At 65.6% G+C, this 21,073-nt stretch carries 26 protein-coding genes and 2 pseudogenes; 13 read left to right on the top strand and 15 right to left on the bottom strand.

The annotated features are described in order from the left end of the window. From MHZ35_RS16125 to MHZ35_RS16105, 5 genes and pseudogenes are all read left to right on the top strand, one after another. Positions 1-120 (top strand): annotated as a pseudogene (locus tag MHZ35_RS16125) (integrase core domain-containing protein); the annotation flags it as partial. Positions 121-239: 119 nt separating this feature from the next. Next, positions 240-815: a recombinase family protein gene (locus tag MHZ35_RS16120; RefSeq protein ID WP_239436570.1), complete on the top strand. Its 576-nt coding sequence runs from the start codon at positions 240-242 to the stop codon at positions 813-815. 54 nt (positions 816-869) lie between these two features. Further along, positions 870-1,202 (top strand): ArsR/SmtB family transcription factor, encoded by a 333-nt coding sequence (locus tag MHZ35_RS16115; RefSeq protein ID WP_239436569.1) that lies wholly within the window; start codon positions 870-872, stop codon positions 1,200-1,202. Positions 1,203-1,213: 11 nt separating this feature from the next. Then, positions 1,214-1,642 carry an arsenate reductase (glutaredoxin) gene (arsC, locus tag MHZ35_RS16110; protein WP_239436574.1) on the top strand — a complete coding sequence of 143 codons (429 nt, stop codon included), beginning with the start codon at positions 1,214-1,216 and terminating at the stop codon, positions 1,640-1,642. Continuing rightward, positions 1,641-2,051, top strand: a pseudogene (locus tag MHZ35_RS16105) (HAD-IC family P-type ATPase); the annotation flags it as partial. The gene arsC and the pseudogene MHZ35_RS16105, both read left to right, overlap by 2 nt. A gap of 86 nt (positions 2,052-2,137) precedes the next feature. On the opposite strand, the gene MHZ35_RS16100 reads toward MHZ35_RS16105, so the two are convergent. The 8 genes from MHZ35_RS16100 to MHZ35_RS16065 all read right to left on the bottom strand — a co-directional run bounded on the left by MHZ35_RS16100 (position 2,138) and on the right by MHZ35_RS16065 (position 8,062). After that, positions 2,138-2,578: a DUF411 domain-containing protein gene (locus MHZ35_RS16100; protein ID WP_239436568.1), complete on the bottom strand. Its 441-nt coding sequence runs from the start codon at positions 2,576-2,578 to the stop codon at positions 2,138-2,140. A 49-nt stretch (positions 2,579-2,627) separates the two neighbouring features. Then, positions 2,628-3,023, bottom strand: a complete 396-nt coding sequence (locus MHZ35_RS16095; RefSeq protein ID WP_239436573.1) for a DUF305 domain-containing protein — start codon at positions 3,021-3,023, stop codon at positions 2,628-2,630. A gap of 107 nt (positions 3,024-3,130) precedes the next feature. Further along, complete coding sequence (locus tag MHZ35_RS16090) at positions 3,131-3,577, bottom strand: DUF305 domain-containing protein (RefSeq protein ID WP_239436567.1); 447 nt, start codon at positions 3,575-3,577, stop codon at positions 3,131-3,133. An 82-nt stretch (positions 3,578-3,659) separates the two neighbouring features. Next, positions 3,660-4,820 (bottom strand): copper resistance protein B, encoded by a 1,161-nt coding sequence (locus tag MHZ35_RS16085; RefSeq protein WP_239436566.1) that lies wholly within the window; start codon positions 4,818-4,820, stop codon positions 3,660-3,662. Further along, a complete protein-coding gene (locus MHZ35_RS16080) occupies positions 4,817-6,715 on the bottom strand; it encodes a copper resistance system multicopper oxidase (RefSeq protein ID WP_239436565.1) in 1,899 nt (632 codons plus the stop codon). Before MHZ35_RS16080 ends, MHZ35_RS16085 begins: the two co-directional genes overlap by 4 nt. Before the next feature lie 71 nt (positions 6,716-6,786). Further along, positions 6,787-7,356 (bottom strand): RNA polymerase sigma factor, encoded by a 570-nt coding sequence (locus MHZ35_RS16075; RefSeq protein ID WP_239436564.1) that lies wholly within the window; start codon positions 7,354-7,356, stop codon positions 6,787-6,789. After that, complete coding sequence (locus MHZ35_RS16070; protein ID WP_239436563.1) at positions 7,353-7,793, bottom strand: periplasmic heavy metal sensor; 441 nt, start codon at positions 7,791-7,793, stop codon at positions 7,353-7,355. Before MHZ35_RS16070 ends, MHZ35_RS16075 begins: the two co-directional genes overlap by 4 nt. Beyond that, the gene (locus tag MHZ35_RS16065; RefSeq protein WP_239436562.1) at positions 7,790-8,062 is read right to left on the bottom strand and encodes a hypothetical protein; all 273 of its coding nucleotides are present in this window, start codon (positions 8,060-8,062) and stop codon (positions 7,790-7,792) included. Before MHZ35_RS16065 ends, MHZ35_RS16070 begins: the two co-directional genes overlap by 4 nt. A gap of 123 nt (positions 8,063-8,185) precedes the next feature. Between MHZ35_RS16065 and copC the strand changes: the two genes are divergently transcribed. From copC to MHZ35_RS16035, 6 genes are all read left to right on the top strand, one after another. Next, the gene (copC, locus tag MHZ35_RS16060) at positions 8,186-8,557 is read left to right on the top strand and encodes a copper homeostasis periplasmic binding protein CopC (RefSeq protein WP_239436561.1); all 372 of its coding nucleotides are present in this window, start codon (positions 8,186-8,188) and stop codon (positions 8,555-8,557) included. Position 8,558: 1 nt separating this feature from the next. Next, complete coding sequence (gene copD, locus MHZ35_RS16055) at positions 8,559-9,488, top strand: copper homeostasis membrane protein CopD (protein WP_342453538.1); 930 nt, start codon at positions 8,559-8,561, stop codon at positions 9,486-9,488. Positions 9,489-9,819: 331 nt separating this feature from the next. Further along, positions 9,820-12,090: a heavy metal translocating P-type ATPase gene (locus MHZ35_RS16050; RefSeq protein ID WP_342453539.1), complete on the top strand. Its 2,271-nt coding sequence runs from the start codon at positions 9,820-9,822 to the stop codon at positions 12,088-12,090. Then, complete coding sequence (locus MHZ35_RS16045) at positions 12,087-12,470, top strand: MerR family DNA-binding protein (protein WP_239436560.1); 384 nt, start codon at positions 12,087-12,089, stop codon at positions 12,468-12,470. Before MHZ35_RS16050 ends, MHZ35_RS16045 begins: the two co-directional genes overlap by 4 nt. A gap of 174 nt (positions 12,471-12,644) precedes the next feature. Continuing rightward, positions 12,645-12,923, top strand: coding sequence for a DUF4113 domain-containing protein (locus MHZ35_RS16040; RefSeq protein ID WP_446741063.1), 279 nt, complete (start codon positions 12,645-12,647; stop codon positions 12,921-12,923). Positions 12,924-12,954: 31 nt separating this feature from the next. Further along, positions 12,955-13,587 carry an SOS response-associated peptidase family protein gene (locus MHZ35_RS16035; RefSeq protein WP_239436559.1) on the top strand — a complete coding sequence of 211 codons (633 nt, stop codon included), beginning with the start codon at positions 12,955-12,957 and terminating at the stop codon, positions 13,585-13,587. A 7-nt stretch (positions 13,588-13,594) separates the two neighbouring features. On the opposite strand, the gene MHZ35_RS16030 is transcribed toward MHZ35_RS16035, so the two are convergent. The 3 genes from MHZ35_RS16030 to MHZ35_RS16020 form a co-directional block, all read right to left on the bottom strand. Then, complete coding sequence (locus tag MHZ35_RS16030; RefSeq protein WP_239436558.1) at positions 13,595-14,887, bottom strand: Fic/DOC family protein; 1,293 nt, start codon at positions 14,885-14,887, stop codon at positions 13,595-13,597. 1 nt (position 14,888) lies between these two features. Further along, the gene (locus tag MHZ35_RS16025; RefSeq protein WP_239436557.1) at positions 14,889-15,146 is read right to left on the bottom strand and encodes a hypothetical protein; all 258 of its coding nucleotides are present in this window, start codon (positions 15,144-15,146) and stop codon (positions 14,889-14,891) included. Between the two features lie 125 nt (positions 15,147-15,271). After that, positions 15,272-15,514, bottom strand: coding sequence for a DUF3768 domain-containing protein (locus MHZ35_RS16020; RefSeq protein WP_239436556.1), 243 nt, complete (start codon positions 15,512-15,514; stop codon positions 15,272-15,274). Positions 15,515-15,993: 479 nt separating this feature from the next. Here MHZ35_RS16020 and MHZ35_RS16015 point away from each other — a divergent pair, with 479 nt between their 5' ends. Continuing rightward, on the top strand, positions 15,994-16,476 hold the full coding sequence (locus MHZ35_RS16015; RefSeq protein ID WP_239436555.1) for a hypothetical protein: 483 nt from the start codon (positions 15,994-15,996) through the stop codon (positions 16,474-16,476). 70 nt (positions 16,477-16,546) lie between these two features. Beyond that, a complete protein-coding gene (locus tag MHZ35_RS16010) occupies positions 16,547-16,783 on the top strand; it encodes a hypothetical protein (RefSeq protein WP_037486898.1) in 237 nt (78 codons plus the stop codon). A 202-nt stretch (positions 16,784-16,985) separates the two neighbouring features. On the opposite strand, the gene MHZ35_RS16005 is transcribed toward MHZ35_RS16010, so the two are convergent. The 4 genes from MHZ35_RS16005 to MHZ35_RS15990 form a co-directional block, all read right to left on the bottom strand. Continuing rightward, entirely contained in the window at positions 16,986-18,833 is a 1,848-nt protein-coding gene (locus MHZ35_RS16005) for a ParB/RepB/Spo0J family partition protein (RefSeq protein ID WP_239436554.1), read from the bottom strand. 43 nt (positions 18,834-18,876) lie between these two features. Beyond that, positions 18,877-19,068 carry a hypothetical protein gene (locus tag MHZ35_RS16000; protein ID WP_125946308.1) on the bottom strand — a complete coding sequence of 64 codons (192 nt, stop codon included), beginning with the start codon at positions 19,066-19,068 and terminating at the stop codon, positions 18,877-18,879. A gap of 430 nt (positions 19,069-19,498) precedes the next feature. Continuing rightward, entirely contained in the window at positions 19,499-20,521 is a 1,023-nt protein-coding gene (locus MHZ35_RS15995; RefSeq protein ID WP_239436553.1) for an Abi family protein, read from the bottom strand. Positions 20,522-20,747: 226 nt separating this feature from the next. Continuing rightward, positions 20,748-21,023 (bottom strand): zincin-like metallopeptidase domain-containing protein, encoded by a 276-nt coding sequence (locus MHZ35_RS15990; RefSeq protein ID WP_239436552.1) that lies wholly within the window; start codon positions 21,021-21,023, stop codon positions 20,748-20,750. Positions 21,024-21,073 lie beyond the last annotated feature (50 nt).

Genomic DNA, 21,073 nt, shown 5'->3' with positions numbered 1-21,073 from the left:
CAGATCGGCGTGAAGACGCTCTACATCGCACCGGGCTCACCATGGGAGAACGGCTACAACGAAAGCTTCAACGGCTCCCTGCGAGACGAGCTCCTAAATGGCGAAATCTTCTACAGCCTCGATCGATTTTGATGCGCTACCATGTGAGAACGTCTAGCAGGGGTCACGGACGTATCAAAACACATTCTCGATTGCTCGGACCCGTGCTAGGCACGGGAGATGAGTTTTGAGAACGCTTCATGCTGATTGGCTACGCTCGGGTCTCGACCTCCGAACAGGATCTGAGGCCCCAGCTTGACGCGCTGCGTGAGGCAGGGTGCGAGCGGATGTTCAGCGACAAGGCCAGCGGCGCCAAGGCGAACCGCGTCGGTTTGGCCGACGCCCTCTCCCATGCCCGAGCCGGCGATGTGCTGGTGGTGTGGAAGCTCGATCGCTTGGGCCGAACGATGAAGGGATTGGTCGATCTGGCAGCTGATCTGGCCGAGCGCGCTATCGGGCTCCGATCACTGACCGATGGGATCGACACGGCCGGGACTGCCGGCAAGCTCGTCTTCCACATCATGGCCGCGATGGCGGAGATGGAACGCGACCTTAATCGCGAGCGCACCACGGCTGCCCTGATGGTGGCGCGGCGGGAGGGCAGGGTGGGCGGCCGGAAAACGGTGATGACACCCAAGCGGCTCGAGGCGGCTCGCAAACTCCTTGCGTCGGGTATGCCGATGCGCGAAATCGCGCCGGCGATCGGCGTCTCGGTGCCGACCTTATACCGCCACCTCCCGGCACCGGAACAGGAAGGCATCAACGCGGAAGGGTGACGAAAGCCAGTACCGGTGACTAGCCCCCACTGATATATCCTCTATGCTGGATATATGGAAAGTCAGTCGGCTATCACCGCTTTGAGCGCGCTCGCGCAAGCGACACGCTTGGATGTCTTCCGCCTGTTGGTGCGGCATGGACCGGACGGCATGGCAGCGGGCGACATCGCTCGTCAGCTCGACGTGCCGCAGAACACCATGTCCGCACACCTCGGCATCCTTGCGCGCGCGGGCCTCGTGCGATCCGAGCGGCGCAGCCGATCCATCATCTATCGAGCCGATCTGGACGGCCTGCGCGCACTGACACTGTTCCTGGTCAAGGATTGCTGTGCCGGCAACGCGGAGTTGTGCGCGCCGCTCGTCGCCGAACTCACCCCCTGCTGCTGAAGGACGCCCGCCTGGCTGTCGCTATCGTCATTTATCACAACCCTGAGTGCGGCACCTCCCGCAACACCCTTGGCCTGATCCGCAATGCCGGCATCGAGCCGCATGTCGTCGAGTATTTGAAGACCCCGCCCGCGCGCGCGCTGCTGGTCGAACTGATCGACCGAGCTGGCATGACGCCGCGAGATTTGCTGCGCGAAAAGGGGACGCCCTATGCTGAACTGGGTCTGGGCGACACGTCGCTCTCTGAAGGCGCGCTGATAGACGCGATGATGGAGCACCCAATCCTCATCAACCGGCCGCTGGTCGTTTCGCCGCTCGGTGTGAAGCTCTGCCGCCCCTCTGAGGCGGTACTTGATCTGCTGCCGGCGAGCCAGCTCGGTGCCTTCGCTAAGGAGGACGGCGAACAGGTGGTGGGCGCGTCGGGCCAGCGCATCGCCTGACCTCATGCCTGAGGATAAGGTGGCATCGATCAAGAAGATGGCCGAAACCGACAAGGTCGCGATGGTGGGCGACGGCGTCAACGACGCGCCGGCGATGGCCAACGCGACAGTGGGCATCGCGATGGGCGCGGCCGGCTCAGACGTCGCGCTGGAGACGGCCGATGTGGCGTTGATGGCCGACGATCTCGCGCACCTGCCGTTCGCGGTAGGACTGAGCCGGCGAACACGCGGGATTATACGTCAAAATGTATTCGTCAGCCTCGGGATCGTCGCGCTTCTCGTCCCTGCCACGATCTTTGGTCTCGGCATTGGTCCGGCGGTCGCCGTACACGAGGGATCGACGCTGCTGGTGGTCTTCAACGCACTCCGGTTGCTCGCCTATCGCGATCAGGCAGGCAAGGCGACATGAAGAAATGGCGGCGATCACGCCGGCCATGACATCCCAGGCGCGCCGTCGAAGTACGTAGGGGAGGGGAGGCGCTCACGCTTCCCTCTTCAATGGCGCGCGAACACCCTGCGACCGGCCGCCCCGAATGCGACAACCTCGAAAGCCTGCGCCGGTCGGCCCGCTACTTCCATTCCGGGGGAACCGAGCGGCATCCCGGCGACAGCGAGGCCGCTGACGCCTTTCGGCCGTTGCGCCAGCGCGCGCTTCATGTCCGCGATAGGAACGTGGCCCTCGAAGGTCATGCCGTCGATGATCGCGGTGTGGCAAGAAGCTAGATCTGCGGAGACGCCGCGAGCCTTCATCAAGGCTGGTCGGTTTGCGTCTTCGACGATCCGCACGGACCGGCCGAACTCCGCCTTCACAATCTTCGCCCATTCCCCGCAACAGCCGCATCCGGGGTCGCGATGCACGAGGATCGCGTCGGCCGCGACGGCGACGGAGGGGACGCCCAGCGCCAGGGCGGCAAGCAGGTAGCGGATATTGGTCATTGTCGAAGCCTGGTTGGCGACCCCGCCCGGGTAGGGCGGAGCCATGCTATTACTGAGCGGGCTTGCCCATCTTGCGGAGCATCGCGTTCAGGGTCGCGATCTCGCGGTTCTGGCTGGCGATGGTCTTTTGCGCTTCGCCGCGGATGTCCGCGTTCTGTGAGCTGCGCACCACGATCTGCGACATGGCGACCGCGCCGCGATGATGTTCGATCATCTTGCGAAGCCAAGTCTCGCCAGCGTCGCCCCCCATCGCCGCCATCATCTTCTGGTGCATGTCCATCTCGGCCGGGCCGTAGGGGTTGGCCACGGTCGGCTGCATCATCTTGGAATGATCCATGCCCTGATGGTTCATGCCTTGATGGTTCATGCCTTGATGGCCCGCCTGCTGAGCGAAGGCCGGGGTGGCAAGCAAAGCGAGGGCCGCTAGCACAGGTGTAAGTCGCATCTCGATCTCCTTGGGTCGTGTCGATGTTCTACGCGCCGGAGAAGCGCACCCCTCACACGCGCAGCAATAATCGCCGGGCGACGCTTTCATATCCGCCAAGTTTGATCTCAGAGCCGGGAAAGGATCGCCTTCATCTGGTCGATCTCGCGACGCTGCCCCTCCACGATCTCGCCGCACAGCGTCTTCAGCTCGGGATCGGCGAGCGACGCCTCCTGGCACATGAGGATCGCACCCGAATGATGCGGGATCATCGACCGCGTGAATGCCCGATCATCGATTGTCGTCTGCGTCCGGATTAGCGCAAAGCTGCCGAGGAAAACCGCGATCGAGCCGACGATCAGCGCGCTGTTCGCGACCTTTGAGGGGAACATATGGCGCATGGCGAGGATCATCGCGACAACCATCGGCGCGACCATCATCAGCGTCATGTAGAACATATTCAGGTTGTTGTAGAAGCTGCCGAGACTATCGATCATCACGAACATAACGAAATACATGATGATGCCGCTGACAATCGTCTGCACCGCCAAGCTCACATAGGCGTTTTTCATCATGATCTCTCTCCCGTGTTGGTGCCACTTGCCCGACCCGCGTGCGGCCGTGACTGGCCCGTCGTCGACAACCTCGCGCGGCTCCTCAGAACCAGGTCCGCACGCCGACAACGAAGCTGGGTCCGCCGACATCCTCGCCTTCGGCGCGGGAAAAGCGGGCGCTGTCGCCTAGCCGGCGATCGTAGGAGACGCCGATATACGGCGCGAACTCGCGCTTGATCTCGTAGCGAAGACGAAGCCCCAGCTCGATATCGCTCAGGCCCGAACCGATACCGTTCTCCGGCACGTCCTGCGCGGCGAAGTTGAGTTCGGCGCGCGGTTGCAGGATCAACCGTTGGGTGATGCGCTGGTCGTAATAACCTTCAAGCCGCCCGAGCACGTCGCCCTTGTCGGACAGGAACAGCGCGCCCTCCACGTCGAACCAATAAGGTGCCAACCCCTCAAATCCAACCGTGGCGTAAGTGCGCGAGGGGTTGGGCTTGAAGTCGTAGCGAATACCGGCTTGGAGATTGAAGTAAGGGCCGATCGCGCGGCTGTAGAGCGCCTGAACCTCGGCGTCTTCGACGCCGCGGCCAAACTCGGCTCCGCCTTCGGTCTTGACCGTCAGCCGGTTGATGTCGCCCCCGAACCACGCCTCGCCGTCCCAGCGGATGCTGTCGCGTCCGTCGCGGACCTGCACCTCAGCGAGGTTGAAGTTGACTTGCCAGAAGGTGCCGCCGCCATGCTCATTCCGAAGCAGGGCGCGGGCATCGGCCATCTCCTGGGGCGAATAGACGCGATCGGCATAGTTCGGTTCGGGCGCGGCCGGGGCGGGGGCGTTGCCGGGGGGAAGGGCGGTGCCGCCCGTTCCCATGTCCTGGTTCATCCCACCGGCCATACCGCTAATATCATAGCCCGCGTGCGGGTCGGGCGGTGTCGCGGTCGCCGGGGGCTGGGGCATGATATGCCCGGCATGAGGGTCGGCCAGGGAGGGTGCTTGGGGCATCGTCGTTCCCGGCATGTCATGGCCCGCGTGCGGGTCGGCGGCCCCGGCCGGAGCCGGCGACACTCGTTGAGGCGCTGCCAGCGCGGGCTTCGCCTTGGCGCGCACGGACGGGCGGGGCTTGGGAGCTGGCTTCGCCTGGGGCTTTGCTGCCGGTTTGGCCGGCGTGGTCATCCCAGGCATGTTGTGCATCGAATGATCCTGCGCGGCGACAGGCGAGGCGAACGCGATCGGGGCCGCGGCGGTCAGGAGAAACGCTTTCATGCCGCGTCTCCCCCGCGTGGTCGAACGGTCACGACCTGCATCATGCCGGCATGCATGTGGTAGAGCATGTGGCAGTGGAATGCCCAATCGCCGACGGCATCGGCGGTGAGGTCGAACGTCGCGGTGCCGCCGGGCTGGACCATGACGGTATGCTTGCGAGGCGCGAACTCGCCGTGCCCCGTCACCAACTCGAAGAAATGGCCGTGAAGGTGAATCGGGTGGCCCATCATCGTGTCGTTGACGAGCGTCACCCGCACCCGCTCGCCTTCAAGGAAGGGGATCGGTTCTTTAACCTCCGACAGCTTCTCGCCGTCGAATGCCCACATGTAGCGTTCCATGTTGCCGGTAAGGTGAATCTGTATCGCCCGATCGGGCGCGCGCACGTCGGGGTTCCGGTCCACCGCCATCAGGTCGCGATAGACGAGAACCTTATGCCCGACATTCTCCAGTCCTTGACCCGGTTCGCCCATCCGATCGACAGGCATCGGGGATATGGTCTGCACCGTCGGGGTCTTCTTGACGCCCGGTGCATTGGAAAAGTCGCGCATCGAGTGGTTCATACCGCCCGCGCCGTGGTCCATGCCCGCCATTTGCCCGCCAGTGCCGCCCTGCATGGCTCCGTGGTCCATCCCGGCCATGCCGCCCGCTGCTGGTCCCTCGGGGGGCATCACGTGTCCCATAGCAGCGTGATCCACCGCCGCGCCCGCCTGCGCTGGAGCGCCATGATCCATGCCGGCCATCGAACCGCCACTCATCTCGCCGCCGCTCATGTCCATGCCGCCCATGCCCATGTCCTTCATGCTGGCGAGCGGGCGCTTGCGGAGCGGCGGGACGACCGCGGCTATGCCTTCGCGCGGGGCGAGCGTCGCACGCGCCATACCGGAGCGGTCGACGCTCTCGCCGACAAGCGTATAGGCACGATCGTCGGTCGGGGTGACGATCACGTCATAGGTCTCGGCGACGCCAATCTGGAACTCGTCGATCGTCACTGGCCGCACATTCAGCCCGTCGCTTGCCACCACGGTCATCTTCAACCCCGGAATACGGACGTTGAAGGTGGTCATCGCGGACGCGTTGATGACACGCAGCCGCACCCGCTCGCCGGGCCGGAACAGCCCGGTCCAGTTGTCCTTGGGACCGTGGCCGTTGATGAGATAGGTATAGGTCGAGCCGGTCACGTCAGCGATGTCGGTGGGATCCATCCGCATCTTGCCCCAATCGACGCGCTCCTTTGCGGATTGGCCTTCGCCGCGTAGCAGCCCGGCGAGCGTCTGCTTCTGGTAGTTGAAATAGCCGCCCTGCATCTTGAGCTTGCGGAAGATAACATGCGGGTGAAGCTGGCTGTGGTCAGAGAGCATGATGACGTGCTCGCGGTCGGAGGCGATCGGGTCTTCGCCCGCCGGGTCGATCACCAGTGGGCCGTAATGGCCCATCTGCTCCTGCAACCCGGAATGGCTGTGATACCAGTAGGTGCCGGCCTGCTTGACCGGGAACTCGTAGGTGAAGCTCTTACCCGGATCGACGCCGGGGAAGCTGATACCTGGTACACCGTCCATTTGGAACGGCAGGATCAGCCCGTGCCAGTGGATCGAGGTCTGCTCGTCGGGAAGCGCGTTGACGAGGGTCAGGCGCGCCTTCTGCCCCTCACGGAGCCGGATCAGCGGCGCGGGCGCTGTGCCGTTGATGCCGATCGCGTGGCTCTCGCGACCGTCGACCTTCATCATCTGATGAGCGACCCTAAGCGTGATGTCGTCACCCGAGACCATCGGCATCGGCTTGGTGATGCCCCCGGAAGTCGTCTGCGCCCATGCCGGCATATAGGCCGATAAGGCGAGCCCGCCGCCTACGAGAGTAGCGCCGTGCAAGAGCTGGCGACGGTCAAGAACGCGCGACATTCAAACTCCTCAGAAATGTGGGCGCGAGGCGACCCCTTCGCCCTCGTTTACGCGCCCGGCTCACCCATCCCTTACCGGAGGCCGAGTTTTTCGAGCAGGCGTGCCCGCGCGCGGTAGAGGCGGGTTTCGACCGCCTTTTGACTGATCCCCAGCACCTCGGCCGTCTCGGCCTGGCTGAGACCCTCGATCGTCCGGAGAACCAGCGGCTCTTTCAGGTTCGCTGGCAGGGTGGAGATGGCGCGGGTGACGCGGTCGAGTTCCTGCCGGTCGCTCGTGGCATCGTCGACCGGGGCCTGCTCGTCCGCGATGGCTTCGACCTGATCGTTATTCGGCAAGGCGAACGACAGAAACCGCCGCACGGCGCGTTTCCGGGCCCAGTCGCGGCACTTGTTCACGGCGATAGTAGTAAGCCATGCCTGCATCGGCCGGGTCGTATCGTAGCGCGACAGCGCCAGGTGGGCCGCCACGAACGCCTCCTGGGTCACGTCCAACGCTTCGTCGGCATCACCGATAAAGGCGCGCGACAGCCGAAAGATCGGTTGTCGGTAACGCCGCACGATTTCGGCGAATGCCGCCTGTCGGCCGGCGATGCTGAGCGTCGCCAGCTCGCCATCCGACAGCGTGGTCCAATCGAGACTCACCCCTGGCCGTCGGTGAGCGCCTTCACCACCGCAGAGTCGAACTGAGAGGTCTGATCGGCCCGCAGAAACTGGCGCATGGCGAAGATATGCGCCAGCGTTGCCTTCTGCAGCTCTCCCATCGCGGCGTGGCTCTGATCAACTGCCGCGGCAACGCGAGGGCCGTTACCATGCTCAGCCTGGATCGCCTCGGCAAGGTGAGCATTGGCGGCGCGCAGCTCCAGCTCGAGCGCACGGCGCTGCACCGCGAATCGGTCCTCGAGCACCTTCAATTGCGCCTGCTGACTGGCATCGAGGGCAAGCTTATGATGCAGAACGTCATGCAGCGCGGCACCCGGCTGCTTAGGCTGGGGCAGCAGCGCGCGCCCGATGAATACGCCCCCGATCGCAGCCAGAAAGGCGAGCAAGACACACAGGACGATCCGCTTGGTCGAGGTCATGGCTCGCCCATCAGCAACGCGGAAGGCGCGAGCGGCGAGGCACCGCCAAGCGGCGCGAGCGATACGGCGGGGTTCGCCGTAGCCGGCAGCTCGGCACCCACCATCCCGATCGCGAGCGCCGCGACCGCTACCACGCCGATGCCGAGCCCGGAACCGCGCACGGCAGGGCGGCTACCGATGCGTGCGAGCACCTGGTCCTCGATACCCTCCAGTGCGGCCGGGGCGGGTGCGCCCGCCAGTCGCGCCAATGCTCTGTCCAGATCGTCCATGCTTTCCACTCCGCCCCTCTATCATTGGTTACGCATCGCTGCCCATCATCCCTCACAAGGCCGAGTGAGGGATGCGATCACGGGCCGCGTAAAAAGGGACACGAACCTTATTGGAGTAGCCTCATGCGTCGTTTCGCCCTTCCTGCTGCCATCGCTCTCCTCGGCCTTGCCAGTGCTGCTCAGGCTCACCCCAAGCTCGTCTCGGCCTCGCCCGCGCCCAACGCGACCGTCGCAAAGCCCGCGCGTGTCGCCCTGCAGTTCAGCGAAAAGTTGATGCCGAAATTCTCAGGCGCAGACCTGATGATGACGGGGCACGGCGGCAAGACGCACCCGCCGATGAAGGTCGCGGTCACGGCAGGGGTGGCAAATGATGGCCAAACGCTGGTCGTCACGCCCAAGTCGCCGCTCGGCCCAGGCCGCTATAGCGTGGCGTGGCATGTGGTTTCGGCCGACACGCACCGGATCGCCGGCAACTTCGCCTTCGCGGTGAAGTAAGGTGGAGGCCGACTGGCCGCTGATAGCGGTCCGCTTTGCGCTCTATGTGACGTTGAGCGGGCTGTTCGGCTTGTCGGCTTTCAGCCTCTACGGGCTAAAGGCCGGGGAGCGGGCCGACGCATTCGCCTTGCGGCCCTGGCTGGTCGGGACCGGCGTGCTCGGCCTCCTGCTCTCCGGCATAGCCCTCGCGCTGCTGGCAGCCGCAATGGCCGGCACCCCAGCTTGGCCGATCGATCGAGAGGCGATCGGAATGCTGCTCACCGGGTCCGCGACGGGCACGGCGTGGGAGACGCGCATGGTCGCGCTAGTAGTCGCGTCCGTCGTCGCGCTGATGGCGGCAGGACGTGCCGTTCCGCTCGGCCTGGTTGCGCTCGCGGCGGGAACCGCACTCGCGACGCTCGCCTGGACGGGTCACGGCGCGATGGACGAGGGCGCGACGGGCTGGGTCCATCTGCTGTCCGATATTCTGCATCTGTTGGCAGCGGGGGCCTGGGTCGGCGCGCTCCTCGGGCTGACGCTGCTCGTCGCACGCGCGCCATGTCGCGTCGACGCCGCCCATCTCGGACTGACTTATCGCGCACTGCACGGCTTCGGTCTGGTCGGCACGATTGTAGTCGGCACGATCGTCTTGACGGGTTTGGTGAATGGCTGGCTGCTGGTCGGCGTCGGCAATCTGCCGAACCTTTTCACCACCCTCTACGGCCAGCTTCTTCTCGCCAAGCTCGTGCTGTTCGGCGCGATGCTGGGGCTGGCTGCCCTCAATCGCTTCCGGCTGACGCCGGCATTCGAGCGCTCGATCGCCGCGGCCGATCATCGGGGAGCGCTCGGTGCACTCCGGCGCAGCCTCGCGGTTGAGGCGGGCTGCGCCGTCACGATCCTGGCGCTGGTCGCGTGGCTGGGAACCCTCGAGCCGGCGGCTTCGGCAATGTAACGATCGGTACGAGAGCAATCGGGTTCGGCGACGTAAACCAGTACATACGGTGCGTCGCTGGAAATGGGGGCTTGACCCTGACACGGTGTCAGACCCTACATACCCTCGGGTCGAAGGAGTTTCTTCTATGAACGACCCTCATTCCCACGCTAATTCTGCCGGAGGCTGCGGCTGCTCGGGCAAGCAAGCCGGTAAACCGGATATGATCGAGCCCGAAGCTGCCGCGTCCTGCTGCTCGCCCTCCGAACCTGCGGCTGTCGAGCAAGCTGGCAAAGCGGGCTGCTGCTCGGGAAAGGCGGGCGGTGAGCCTACGGCGACCGTAACGGACCCCGTGTGCGGCATGACGGTCGACCCGGCAAAGACGGCACACCATGCCGAGCACGCAGGCCACGCCTATCATTTCTGCAGCGCCGGCTGCCGCACCAAGTTCGTCGGCAATCCCGACGCGTATCTCGGCGACAAGCCAAAGCCCGAGCCGATGGCGGCGCCCGGGGCGATCTGGACGTGCCCCATGCACCCGGAGATCCGCCAGGAAGGGCCAGGAACGTGCCCGCTCTGCGGCATGGCCCTTGAACCGGAAGAGCCGTCGCTCGAGGACGGCCCCAACCCCGAACTGGTCGATTTCACCCGTCGCCTATGGGTGGCGGGCGCGCTCACCATCCCGCTGCTTATCGTCTCGATGTTCGCCGAAATGTCGGGGATCCACGTCGTCAGCCCTACCGCTTCGCCTTGGGTCCAGCTCGCACTCACTGCGCCCATCGTGCTGTGGGCGGGATGGCCGTTTTTCGAGCGGGGGTGGACGTCGCTTCGCACCCGCCATCTGAATATGTTCACGCTGATCGCAATCGGCGTCGGTGCGGCATTCCTCTACAGCCTGGTCGCGACGCTCGCGCCCGGCATCTTCCCTTCGACGTTCCGGATGCACGGGGGCATGGTCCCGGTCTATTACGAAGCTGCCGGCGTCGTGGTGACGCTGGTGTTGCTCGGGCAGGTGCTCGAATTGCGCGCCAGGGCAGCGACCGGTCGCGCGATCCGCGCCCTCATGGATCTCGCTCCCAAGACGGCGCGACGGTTGCGGTCTGACGGCTCGGAGGAAGAAGTCGGCCTTGCCGACGTGGCGACCGGAGACCGGCTGCGGGTTCGACCCGGCGAGGCGATCCCGGTCGACGGTGTGGTCGTCGAGGGTCGCTCCTCGGTCGATGAATCCATGCTCACCGGCGAGCCAGCTCCCGTCCTCAAAGAAGTCGACGCTGCGGTCACCGGGGGAACGGTGAACGGCACGGGCAGCCTGGTCATGGAAGCCCGCGCGGTTGGTTCCGAAACGATGCTGGCGCGCATCGTCCGCATGGTTGCGGAAGCGCAGCGGAGCCGTGCCCCGATCCAGGCTGTTGCCGACCGGGTATCGGGCTGGTTCGTACCCTTGGTCGTGGTGATCTCGGTCGCGACCTTCGTGGTCTGGTCGCTGGTCGGCCCAGAGCCACGTATGGGTCATGCCCTCCTCAACGCAATTGCCGTGCTCGTGATCGCCTGTCCATGTGCGCTCGGGCTTGCTACGCCCATGTCCATCATGGTCGGCACCGGGCGCGGCGCGCAGGCCGGCGTACTGGTCAAGAATGCCGAAAGCCTACAGGCGCTCGATAAGGTCGATACGCTGGTCATCGACAAGACGGGCACGCTTACGGAAGGCAAGCCGTCGCTGATCGCGATCGAGGCAACCGGCACCATCGGAGAGAACGACATGCTCGCGCTCGCCGCGGCAGTCGAAGGCCAGTCCGAGCACCCGCTCGCCCACGCGATCGTCGTCGCCGCCAAGGAACGCGGATTGCAACTCGGCACGGTCGCAGACTTCGCTTCGCAGACCGGCATGGGTGTCAGTGCCACGGTGGGCGGCCGATCGGTGGTGATCGGCAACGCCGCGCAAATGAACAGGGTCGGTGCCGATCCCAAGCCACTCGACACTGCGGCCGATCGTCATCGAAGCGAAGGGGCTGGCGTCATCTTGATCGCGATCGACGGCGCGCTCGCCGGCTTGCTCGCGGTTGCCGACCCGGTGCGGGCGTCGGCACGCGACGCCATTGCGGCCCTCCGCAAGGAGGGTCTGCGCGTTATCATGCTGACGGGCGACAATCGCGGAACGGCCGATGCGGTTGCTCGGGCCGTGGGCGGTCTGGACGATGTGCGCGCCGATCTGCGGCCGGAAGACAAGGCACGGATTATAGGCGAACTCAAAGCGGGGGGTGCCACAGTCGCGATGGCCGGCGACGGCATCAATGACGCGCCCGCGCTTGCCGCCGCCGACGTTGGTCTCGCGATGGGGACGGGGACGGACGTCGCGATCGAAAGCGCGGGCATGACGCTCACACGCGGCGATCTTTCGGCGATCGTGCGCGCCCGCAAGCTCGCCCGCGCGACAATGCGGAATATTCGGCAGAACCTGTTCTTCTCGTTCCTGTTCAACGGGATTGGCGTGCCGGTCGCGGCCGGCGTGCTCTATCCCGTTGCGGGCATCCTGCTGTCGCCGATGCTCGCCGGCGCGGCGATGGCGCTTTCCTCGTTCGCCGTCGTCCTCAACGCGCTGCGCCTCAACGCGGTGAAATTATGAACATCGGGGCGGCGTCGGAGGTCAGCGGCGTCTCGCAACGCATGATCCGCCACTACGAGAAGATCAACCTCGTGCCCGCACCGCCCCGGCGCGGGAGCTACCGGGACTATTCGGACCCGGACGTTCACCGGCTGCGTTTCATCGCGAACGCGCGTGACCTGGGCTTTCCGATCGAGGAGATCCGCACGCTACTTGGCTTGTGGTCGGATCGGGATCGGTCGAGCGCCGAAGTGAAGGCGCTGGCGAAAGCGCGCGCTGCCGAGCTGGGCCGCAAGGCACGCGCCTTGAAAGCTATGCAATCGGCGCTGATCGACTTGGTCGAGCGGTGCCACGGCGATGACCGCCCCGATTGCCCGATCATACGTCGAATGGAAGAATAAGGCCTATCTCCCAAGCGATGCGTTGAACGGTGCGTTGATCTTGTTCCCTTTCCGTTCCGTCTAGCGTTACAAGGCGGCGAAGGGAATCATGATGCTGCCGTTGATGCAGCCGGTCCCGCTCGCCGAGCTGCCGAGGGGAACTGTCCTTCGCATCGTCGGTGCTGCGGGAGCCGGATGGAAGCGATGTTCCAGCCTGGTGGGGTCTACACCAAGTGCGGCGTGCTGCTCGAGGATCTGACCCCGCAAGGGGAGGAGCAAACCGATCTGTTTGCGATGCCCGACCCTAAAGCCCCGGCGCTGCTCGCCGCCATGGACGGGCTCAACGGTCGGTTCGGACGGAACACCGTCATTCTTGCCGCCCAGGGCTGCGGCACACGATCGTTCGACACGAAGCGGTCGCAGAAGAGCCCGGCCTGGACCACCCAGATCGGGGAGATACCGGTCGCTCGCTAGGCGACGTCGCGCGGATCGGTATATCTGACCCATGTGTAACCGTGCCCGCATGTCGAAAGAACCCGAGACCCTATGGGGGTCGGCCGCGAAGCTGTTCAGCGAGCGACCCCGCGACAACCGCTTCGATCCGCGCGAGCTGCGCCCCAAGAGCCGCAACTACGTGGTGCGCGAACAGGGTGGGGAGCGGGCTTGGGACGTAATGACTTGGGACGTGCTCGGCGGTAAGGCTGCATGGCCGATGACCAACGTGCGCCAGCTCGGGTTGCCGCAATGGCGCAAGCTCGCCGAAAAGCCGGAAAACCGCTGCCTCGTGCCGCTCACCGAATTCTGCGAGTTCACGCCCGATAAGCACGACCTGGGCGACGGCAAACCGCCGCTGAAAGGAGAAATGTGGTTCGGCGTGACCGATCAGCCGGTGTTCGCGGTCGCGGGGTTCTGGCAGCGCACAGAGGGCGGGAACGGCTTCACGATGGTGACGTGCGACCCGAACACGCTCGTCGCCCCGATCCATCCCAAGGCGATGATTACGGTCTTGGAGCCCGAGGACATCGATACGTGGCTGCGCGGCTCCTATGACGAGATCGTCGCCCTGCAGAAGCCCTACGACCCCGCCAAGATGACGGTGCGCGGGCCGGTCTTCCCGACCCGACGCGACGAACGCTAGGCTCCGCCTAGCGGCTTCGGTCCTTGCCGCGATCCGGAGGCGGCGTAATCCGGTTGGGCGACGGGGCGGACGCCCCTTCGAGCGCGGCGCCGGTCTTGATCCGATCGGCGACGAGTTGGCGGGTGGACTCCACAACGGTGTTGACCATGCGCGCGCTTTCGCCACGCTCACGCGCCTTCTGCATGGCGTCGTCGACGATCGCCTGGGCGGGCGCGAGACGTGGGTCGGCGTGGTTCTTCTCGGCGGTGTTCTTCAGGAACAGCTCGGCGAGCCGTTCCTGGCCCGGCGACGCACCGGGCGGCAGGATCGGCCGCTCCAGCGAGCGGACGGCTCGCTGAAGCTGCGCCAGCTGCTGCGAGTTGATCTGGACGCCTAGGGCCGCGCCGATCTCGCGCACCCGTTCGAGCGGGGTTTGCTGCGAGGTGATGACCGCATCGACCTGCCGCACGCCGAGATAGGTGAGAAGGTGCGATTGGTACACCGGACCCCTGGCATGACGGACATAGGCCAGCTCGGTGCGCGCGCCAGCGATCGCAGGGGAGGGGGCGCCTTCCCTGATCAGGCCGCGCAGTCGGTCCGCCGCCTGCTGTCGGGCAGCGGGGAGATAGCGTTCCAGCTCCTCGCGTGCCTTGGTCAGCGTCACCCGGTAGCGCTGCCCTTCGGGCGGCGCGCGCTGAGGCAGCAGCGCGATCCCGGCAGGGCCGATGCGCGCCTCGGGCGTGAGGTCGCGGCGGATCGCCGCTTCGGCGAGCACCGTCGCCATAAGGCGATGATCGCCGGTGAGAAAGCCATGGCGGGACGCGTCCATCCACGCGGTCTTGTCGATCGAGGCGATCCGGATCGGGTGGCCGGCCCCGCTCGCGAGCTGCGCAGCGTGATGACGCATCGTCCGTCCGTTCCCCTCGCGGAAGGGGTGGATGGCGTTCATCTCATTGATGTGGTTGCCGAGCCGATCGAAGAACTCGTCGCGGGAAAGGCTGCGCAGCACGTCGCCTGCGCGGAGGTCGGCAAAGCGCTTGTCGAGCTCGCGGGCGATATAGGGCACGTGCGCGAAGTTCGATCCGCCCTTGGCGATGTTGACGCTCCTGTCCTGGCCCGCCCAGTCATAGAGGTCCTGGAACAGATGGTGGTGGAGGGCGCGATAGCCGTCCGCCGTCGCCGGGAAGGTCAGGCGCGCGGCTTCCGCGCCGCGCGCCAACGTCAGCCTGCGCTCGGCCTCCGTGAGGGTCTTGTCGTCGGTGATCCCGAGCCGGTTCCGAAGCGTGTCCGTACCTGGATAAGTGTAGGGATCGTCGCCCAAGTCAGGCCGCGATCTGATCAGTTCCTGGCTTGTAGAGGCCGAGGATGATGGACGGCATGAGCGAGGGGGGAACACCTTCATCCAGCATCATGGCGAACATCGCATCTTCATCGCCGGTGGGCGTCATGTCCTCGATGACGAGGTTGGCGCGCGCCTCGGCGACGTCCTCGCGCCAGAGCACGATCTCATCGGGAGTGCCGCGATGGAAGTCCATCGAGCGGATGCGCTCGCGCAGCATGTCGAGATCGATCTGGGCCATGTCGCATCCTTTCATCGTTAACCTACTCTCAACGACGCGATTCCTCAACAAATCACTGCCTAACCCTTATGGGTCAGGTGCCCCAAAACCGGGCGCCGCGCGCCCGATTTTGGGCTCCGATGGAGTTAGTATTCGCTCGCTAGCATGATGGTGAGCACGCGCTTGGTTAGCCGCTCGTCCCATGGTGCTTCGCTGCCGTAGGTGAGGCTCGGGTCGTAATAGTCGATCTTCCAGAACACGGTCTGCGCGATCGTCTCGGCGTCGGCCGGACGGTCCTCCGTCCACGGTCCGCTTGCGAGCTTATAGACCGCGCCGAAATCGTGCTCGCCATAAGGGTCATTGTCGCCGTCGAACTTGGCAAAGCGCATGATCGCGACGAGCGCGGCGAGACGATCCAGCTCGGGGAGAGCCTGGAACCCATCGTGACGTTGGCGAGACTGGCTAGGCCCGGGTTGGCACGCGCCACGTCGTTGAGGCTGCGGATGGTGTCGGTCTGCTCTGGGGTCGGCATGTGGTGATCCTCCTTGTTGGCATGGGCCGCAAGGCCGCTCGGCCTCACGGCCCTGCCTGTCCGGCGAGGACGGGATGGGGAGGGGGAGCGAGAATCTTGCCGCTGGCGCGGGCGAGCCGCCCTAGCGTGGCCGGCACCGACGGGCCGGGTGCCGCGCTCGGCGGATTACACGGGCGGCACGATTGTCGTTCGGGAACGAAAGGGCGGCGCCCTTGGCGTTCCCTAGGCGTCGAGCGCACGCGAGTGCGCGCGGCGAACGATACGCGGGGCGGATCTCCGCACGGCCGCTCGGATTTTCTGCTTTCGTTCTCGTCTTGTCTGACTCATAGAATCATCATGCCGATCATGGCCGAACATCGCTGGCTCTACCCGATCGACTGGCCCGAGCTGTCGCGGCTGATCCGGTTCGGGCGTGCGAAGGGTCGGTGCGAGCATTGCCGGCGTCCGCACGGGGCTCGCGTCTTCCACCTGGGCGACGGGCGCTGGTGGGATGCCGAGCGCCGGCAATGGCGCGACGGGCGGGGGCGCCGCGTCCGCGTGGCCGGCGCGGACCTCGCAGCAATCGTGCGGACCACGCGGGTCTATATCGCCTGTGCACACCTCAACCACGATCCGACCGACAACGGACCGCGCAATCTCGCCGCGCTCTGCCAGCGCTGCCACATGATTCACGACGCGGCCGAGCATCGTCGGCGACGCTGGTTCAACGCCTATCGGAGGCGTGCCTTGGGCGACCTGCTGGCACTCCTCGACGCGGATCGGCAATCGGCGAAAGACAGGCAGCAGGTGTGCCACGTGGCACATCTTCACGCGGGTTAGAGTCCGCAGAGCATGGCTGATGGGAACACTGCACTGCGCGCACAGTTCGCACCGTCAGGGAGAACAATCGATGCAACAACCAGGCCTGCACGGGCGTCACCGCGACAAGAACGGCGAGATTAGCCGGAAGCACGGCAACACGCTGGTGAGCACCTTGCGCAAGATCTACGGCCCGTCCTTCGCACCCGGGGCTCAGCCGGGCGAGAAGCTGTCGGAGGTTCTCGTCGAGATGGACGAGCCGTCACTGACCAAGCTCGTCCACGATCATGTGCGAGGAGATCTGGAAGGCAAAATCGGCATAGCCTGAGCCAGGGCGCCGGAGCCGACGAGCCGGATACCAAGTCGCCACGGCGCCGTCCGGCCTTGTGCCGGGCGGCGCCTCGCGGACCTGAAAGGGCTGCGGGCGCGCCAGCCCATCAGGGCTGGCGCGCCGGGGCGACGGGCCGCCTCACGCGGAATGGGAGAAGGAAGGGTGGTCCGATCATCACCGCCCCCCCCCCGCCTTGCTGTCACGCCAGTTCGTCGGCCTCCATGTCCTCGACTTCGCTGTCCTCGTCCTCGCCGTCGAAGCTCTCCGGGTCGAAATCTTCGGGGCCGCGCTCGGGCTGATCGAACGCGCCGATCCGCATCGGGGCGGGAAGCCAATGGGCGGGCAACCGCTCGGACACGTTCACCGCAAGGTCGGCCTTCTTCTTGATGGTCGCACAGTTCTCGGCACTCGGCGCGCCCGCCTCCTCGCGCAACAGATCGATCAGGGCGGCACGGCGCATCTTGTCGAACAGGCCGATGGGGGCGGACCAACGGGCGGCGATGTCCACCCCGCTCGCGCGCGCGATTTGCTCGAAGTGATGGTGGCGCTGTCCCGGGGAGCCGCCCGCGAACACCGTGCCGTCTACCGTCATCGCGACCAACCCCGCCAACAGGGCCATCTTGTCGTCGGCGCTCATGGCGCGGATCGCCTCGAACCGGCCTTCCGCGGGAATGGAGGCGAAGCGGGTTGCCATCATGTCCTCGACCGAACGCACATCGCTGGTCGCCATCAACTCGTCTGGTACGTCGGTCGCCACGGCCTTGGCCTGCATCTCCAACGCCATCTGGAAGCTGTGCGCGCCGTGGAGCAATTGGCCTGCGAGGCTGTCCAGCATGATGTCGAGCGCCAGCGCCGGATCGGCTGCGACCGCCTCCTGCACGATCCGGGTCTTGATGCGGGAAAGGTCGGTGAGCAGGCTGTTGCTGTAGCGCGGGGCGGAACCGTCATGGCTGGCCTTGGGCTTGGGCTCGGCCTTGGCACGATAGAAGCCACGCCCAAGCGATCCGTCGTGCGCGACCCATAGGGCAACGCCGCCCACCGCCACCTGCTCGCGATTGAAGGCGCGCAAGCCTTCGGTGATCGCGTCCCGCTCGTCCGACAGTGCATCGATACGGGTGCTCTCCTCGCCTTCGGCCTGTGCGATAGCCTCGATCTCGGCATCGATCGCGGCAAGCCTCGTCGCTTCGGCCTCGGTCGGCTCGCGGGTCGCCGGGTACATGCTGCCCTTCATGTAGAGGTCGTAAGGGCGTTCCAAGCTTGCGCGGACTTCGTGCCACCCGATGGCGCGATACTCGTCGGCGATGGCGTCCAGCTTCTCTTCCGCCAGTTCCCGCACAAGCTCGGGGTCGTCCGCGAAGCCTTCGGCCCCTTGGCTGAACAGGTCGATGGTGATCGTGCCGCCCTTGGCTTCATAGGCGTCCCGCCCGACGAACAGGAATGCGCCGCTGGTGGTGTCCACCTTCTCGGTAGTGAGCATCCGGCGGATGGTGTGGGCGTGACCGTTCGCCGCCTTGCAGACCTTGATCTGCTGGTCGTGATCGTCGGTGAGGGTGAGCGCGCGCGCCGCCTCGAGGCTCAACTGGTCCTTGGCAATCAGGTCGATCAGCGCCGGGGCGAGCGCGGACAGGCGGAGCATCTTGTAGACGAAGCTGACTGCCTGACCGAACCGGGCCGCGATGTCCTCGGCGTCCATGCCGGTGTCGCGGAGTGCGGCGAAGGCGCGGATGCTGTCGGCGGGGTGCATGTCCTCGCGCTGGAAGTTCTCGGCCAGCGACAGCTCGATCGCTTCCTCCTTGGTCCGCAACTCGACGGGAAAGGTGTCGCTGCTCTTGATGCCTTTGCGCTTCACCAAGATTTTGAGCGCGCGGTAGCGCCGCCCTCCGGCGAAGACCCACAACAGGCCCTCGTCCTCATAGGCAACGAGGTTCTGCAACAGACCGTGTGCCTCGATATCGTCGGCCATCGCTTCAACGGCAGACGGTTTCACGCGGCGCTGGTTGAGCGGGGAGAGGCGAAGCTGGGAGAGCTTGGGATGGATGATAGCCATGATGATGTGCTCCATGATCTCGATGGAATTTGCTGGGGAGGGGTCAGCCTTCGAGGCTTGCGAGTTCGTCGAACTCGGCCGAGGCGCGCTGCGCGCTGCCGCCTGCGTAGGTGACGCCGGTGCGCGGATAGAAGAACACGCGCTCGCCCTTGGCGTATGGGGTGCCGTCCGCGCTGGTGCCGGGGGACTTCGCCCGCTTCCAGTACGGGTCGCCGGTGTATCGGGTGTAAGCCATTGTCCTTTCTCCTTCTTTCGAGGCGCAGCCGGTTGCCGCTGCAACCGGGTCTGCCTCTCCGGCGAGGAGCGGGACGGGGAGGGAGGAGCGAAATCGATGGCCTGCCGCGGGCAGGCCGCCCTAGTGCGGCCGACGCCGACAAGGCGTCGGGTGCCGTACTTGGCGGACCACACGGGGCTGTCGATTTTGCTTCGGGAACGAAAGGGCAGCAGCCCTTGGTGTTCCCCGCGTCTGCGGGCCTCCGGGGGAGGGCCGCGGCGCTTGATCGGCTACGTACCGCGCGAAGGCGCGGGGCCATAGGTGTGCCACGTGGCACACCTCACGCGAGGATCGTCACCCATATGGGCCGAGACGCCGGCACGGTGGCTCGGTCGGCGCGCAGACGCCGATAGAGCCGTGCCCGGCAGGGTCGCGCCCGCTGAGGCTTAAATCAGGCCCAGATCGCTTCTGCGTCCCAACCGGCCAAGAAGCCGCCTTGGATGGGACTTGCGAACGGCATGGCCGGGAACGCCTGCCAGTGACCTTTCATGCGGGCGGGCCAGGATGTCCCGGGATTGATCCGCCCGACGAAGTAGCTCGCGACCACTGCGGCACCATAGACGCGCGTGCGACGATGGAGATCGCTGCCGATATGGACGAGCTGCGGTGCCTCGAACGGCTTGGGCACCAGCGGCTGATTGATGATGCCCGCGTTCCAAAGACGGGCGTGATGCGCGCTGATGTTGCGCACGAACGCGAGCGTCTTGATCCAGCTCACCAGAGTGTTGGGAAGAAGCCCATAGCGCTTGGCGATGGCGGCACGATCATTGGGGTGCGCCATTTCGAGCAACCAAGACAAGGTGCCGAAATCCCATGCCTCGACCGCCATCCAGATGGGCACGGGCGGACTGTAGGTGGCGTAGAACTCCTTGATCCAGTCGTCCTTGGAGCGGGCGATCGCGCCATCTGCCTTGGCGAGCCAACTCTGGTGCCGGGTGCCCCCTCCGGGCATCGCATGGTTGGCACGACGAGCGTCGAGAAAGGCGGTGGAGCGGTGGGCAAAGGGATCGCGCTTGCCCAGCGCGTGCGCGAGATCCACGCGCAGCGCGACCTCGATCCGCTCGATCGCGTCGAGGAAGAGAAGGCGGAGCTGCTTGTCGAACAGGTAGAGATCGACCGCGTGGCGGAACTCGGCGCCTGGCCGGAACTGCTCGGTGCGGATCGTCCGCGTCGCATCATTGGGATCGGGGACGAGCTGCTGGAACGGCTGCCAATAGGGCGTGAGGCGCCCATAGCCGATCCGCTGAAGATGGAGGATCGCCCTGGCCGGGTCGGTCACGACCAAGCCGCGCTGCACGAGGAGGGCGAGCTGGTCGGCGAAACTGAGATGGGGTTTGGTATAGGGCGGAAGCATCCGGCCCAGATATGAAGAAGGCCGCCCCTTGATGCCAGCGGCAACAGCGGGGACGGCCATGTTGCGTCCGATATATGCGTGGGCGCATGAGGATTCAATTAAAACCTGAAGCAGGGTCAAGCTCCTCCTGAACCTCTATTCGGGCCGCGATCCGATCCAGCGGATCACCGGCGCTGAAAGCGCCGGCGCCGGTCACGCTAGGGAGCGGCGCGGCCCGACCGCTCGCCCGCGAGCGCCCGCCATGATCCCCGGCCCCTGCAGGAGCCGGGGATGGCCGGAGGCTATCTCAGGCAGCCTCCTCCATGGGAGCCGCGCTCTCCGCGCCCATCCGGCTCAACAGCCAGTCGGCCGCGGCCTGTGCCTGTGTGGCGGCGGTGAAGATGCACCTTTTGTCGTTGCGCAGCGCCTGCAACCAACTCGCCAGATAGGCGGCATGGTCCTCCCGGTCGTGGAGCTTGATGCCGATCGCGCCGCTTACGAACGCCGCACCCAGTTCGGCGACATATCCTGACAGTCCAGCCCCAATGTGAATTCCAGCAGCATTTTCCCGACCCGGTTTCATGCTGCGATCTCCTCGGACTGAGGCTGCTGAGCGTGCATCCAGTCAGCGGC

Origin of the sequence: Sphingomonas sp. ACRSK (assembly GCF_022346685.1) — a bacterium.
Classification (GTDB): Bacteria; Pseudomonadota; Alphaproteobacteria; order Sphingomonadales; family Sphingomonadaceae; genus Sphingomonas; species Sphingomonas molluscorum.
Note: the sequence above shows the minus strand (reverse complement) of the source record. Positions and strands in the feature narration are given on the sequence as shown.

Bases quoted from the DNA above. Each gene is read 5' to 3' on its own strand.
- MHZ35_RS16120 (WP_239436570.1), top strand. From the start codon at position 240: ATGCTGATTGGCTACGCTCGGGTCTCGACCTCCGAACAGGATCTGAGG.
- MHZ35_RS16115 (WP_239436569.1), top strand. From the start codon at position 870: ATGGAAAGTCAGTCGGCTATCACCGCTTTGAGCGCGCTCGCGCAAGCG.
- MHZ35_RS16100 (WP_239436568.1), bottom strand. From the start codon at position 2,578: ATGACCAATATCCGCTACCTGCTTGCCGCCCTGGCGCTGGGCGTCCCC.
- MHZ35_RS16095 (WP_239436573.1), bottom strand. From the start codon at position 3,023: ATGCGACTTACACCTGTGCTAGCGGCCCTCGCTTTGCTTGCCACCCCG.
- MHZ35_RS16090 (WP_239436567.1), bottom strand. From the start codon at position 3,577: ATGATGAAAAACGCCTATGTGAGCTTGGCGGTGCAGACGATTGTCAGC.
- MHZ35_RS16085 (WP_239436566.1), bottom strand. From the start codon at position 4,820: ATGAAAGCGTTTCTCCTGACCGCCGCGGCCCCGATCGCGTTCGCCTCG.
- MHZ35_RS16080 (WP_239436565.1), bottom strand. From the start codon at position 6,715: ATGTCGCGCGTTCTTGACCGTCGCCAGCTCTTGCACGGCGCTACTCTC.
- MHZ35_RS16070 (WP_239436563.1), bottom strand. From the start codon at position 7,793: ATGACCTCGACCAAGCGGATCGTCCTGTGTGTCTTGCTCGCCTTTCTG.
- MHZ35_RS16065 (WP_239436562.1), bottom strand. From the start codon at position 8,062: ATGGACGATCTGGACAGAGCATTGGCGCGACTGGCGGGCGCACCCGCC.
- copC (WP_239436561.1), top strand. From the start codon at position 8,186: ATGCGTCGTTTCGCCCTTCCTGCTGCCATCGCTCTCCTCGGCCTTGCC.
- MHZ35_RS16045 (WP_239436560.1), top strand. From the start codon at position 12,087: ATGAACATCGGGGCGGCGTCGGAGGTCAGCGGCGTCTCGCAACGCATG.
- MHZ35_RS16040 (WP_446741063.1), top strand. From the start codon at position 12,645: ATGGAAGCGATGTTCCAGCCTGGTGGGGTCTACACCAAGTGCGGCGTG.
- MHZ35_RS16035 (WP_239436559.1), top strand. From the start codon at position 12,955: ATGTGTAACCGTGCCCGCATGTCGAAAGAACCCGAGACCCTATGGGGG.
- MHZ35_RS16025 (WP_239436557.1), bottom strand. From the start codon at position 15,146: ATGGCCCAGATCGATCTCGACATGCTGCGCGAGCGCATCCGCTCGATG.
- MHZ35_RS16020 (WP_239436556.1), bottom strand. From the start codon at position 15,514: ATGCGCTTTGCCAAGTTCGACGGCGACAATGACCCTTATGGCGAGCAC.
- MHZ35_RS16015 (WP_239436555.1), top strand. From the start codon at position 15,994: ATGCCGATCATGGCCGAACATCGCTGGCTCTACCCGATCGACTGGCCC.
- MHZ35_RS16010 (WP_037486898.1), top strand. From the start codon at position 16,547: ATGCAACAACCAGGCCTGCACGGGCGTCACCGCGACAAGAACGGCGAG.
- MHZ35_RS16005 (WP_239436554.1), bottom strand. From the start codon at position 18,833: ATGGCTATCATCCATCCCAAGCTCTCCCAGCTTCGCCTCTCCCCGCTC.
- MHZ35_RS16000 (WP_125946308.1), bottom strand. From the start codon at position 19,068: ATGGCTTACACCCGATACACCGGCGACCCGTACTGGAAGCGGGCGAAG.
- MHZ35_RS15995 (WP_239436553.1), bottom strand. From the start codon at position 20,521: ATGGCCGTCCCCGCTGTTGCCGCTGGCATCAAGGGGCGGCCTTCTTCA.
- MHZ35_RS15990 (WP_239436552.1), bottom strand. From the start codon at position 21,023: ATGAAACCGGGTCGGGAAAATGCTGCTGGAATTCACATTGGGGCTGGA.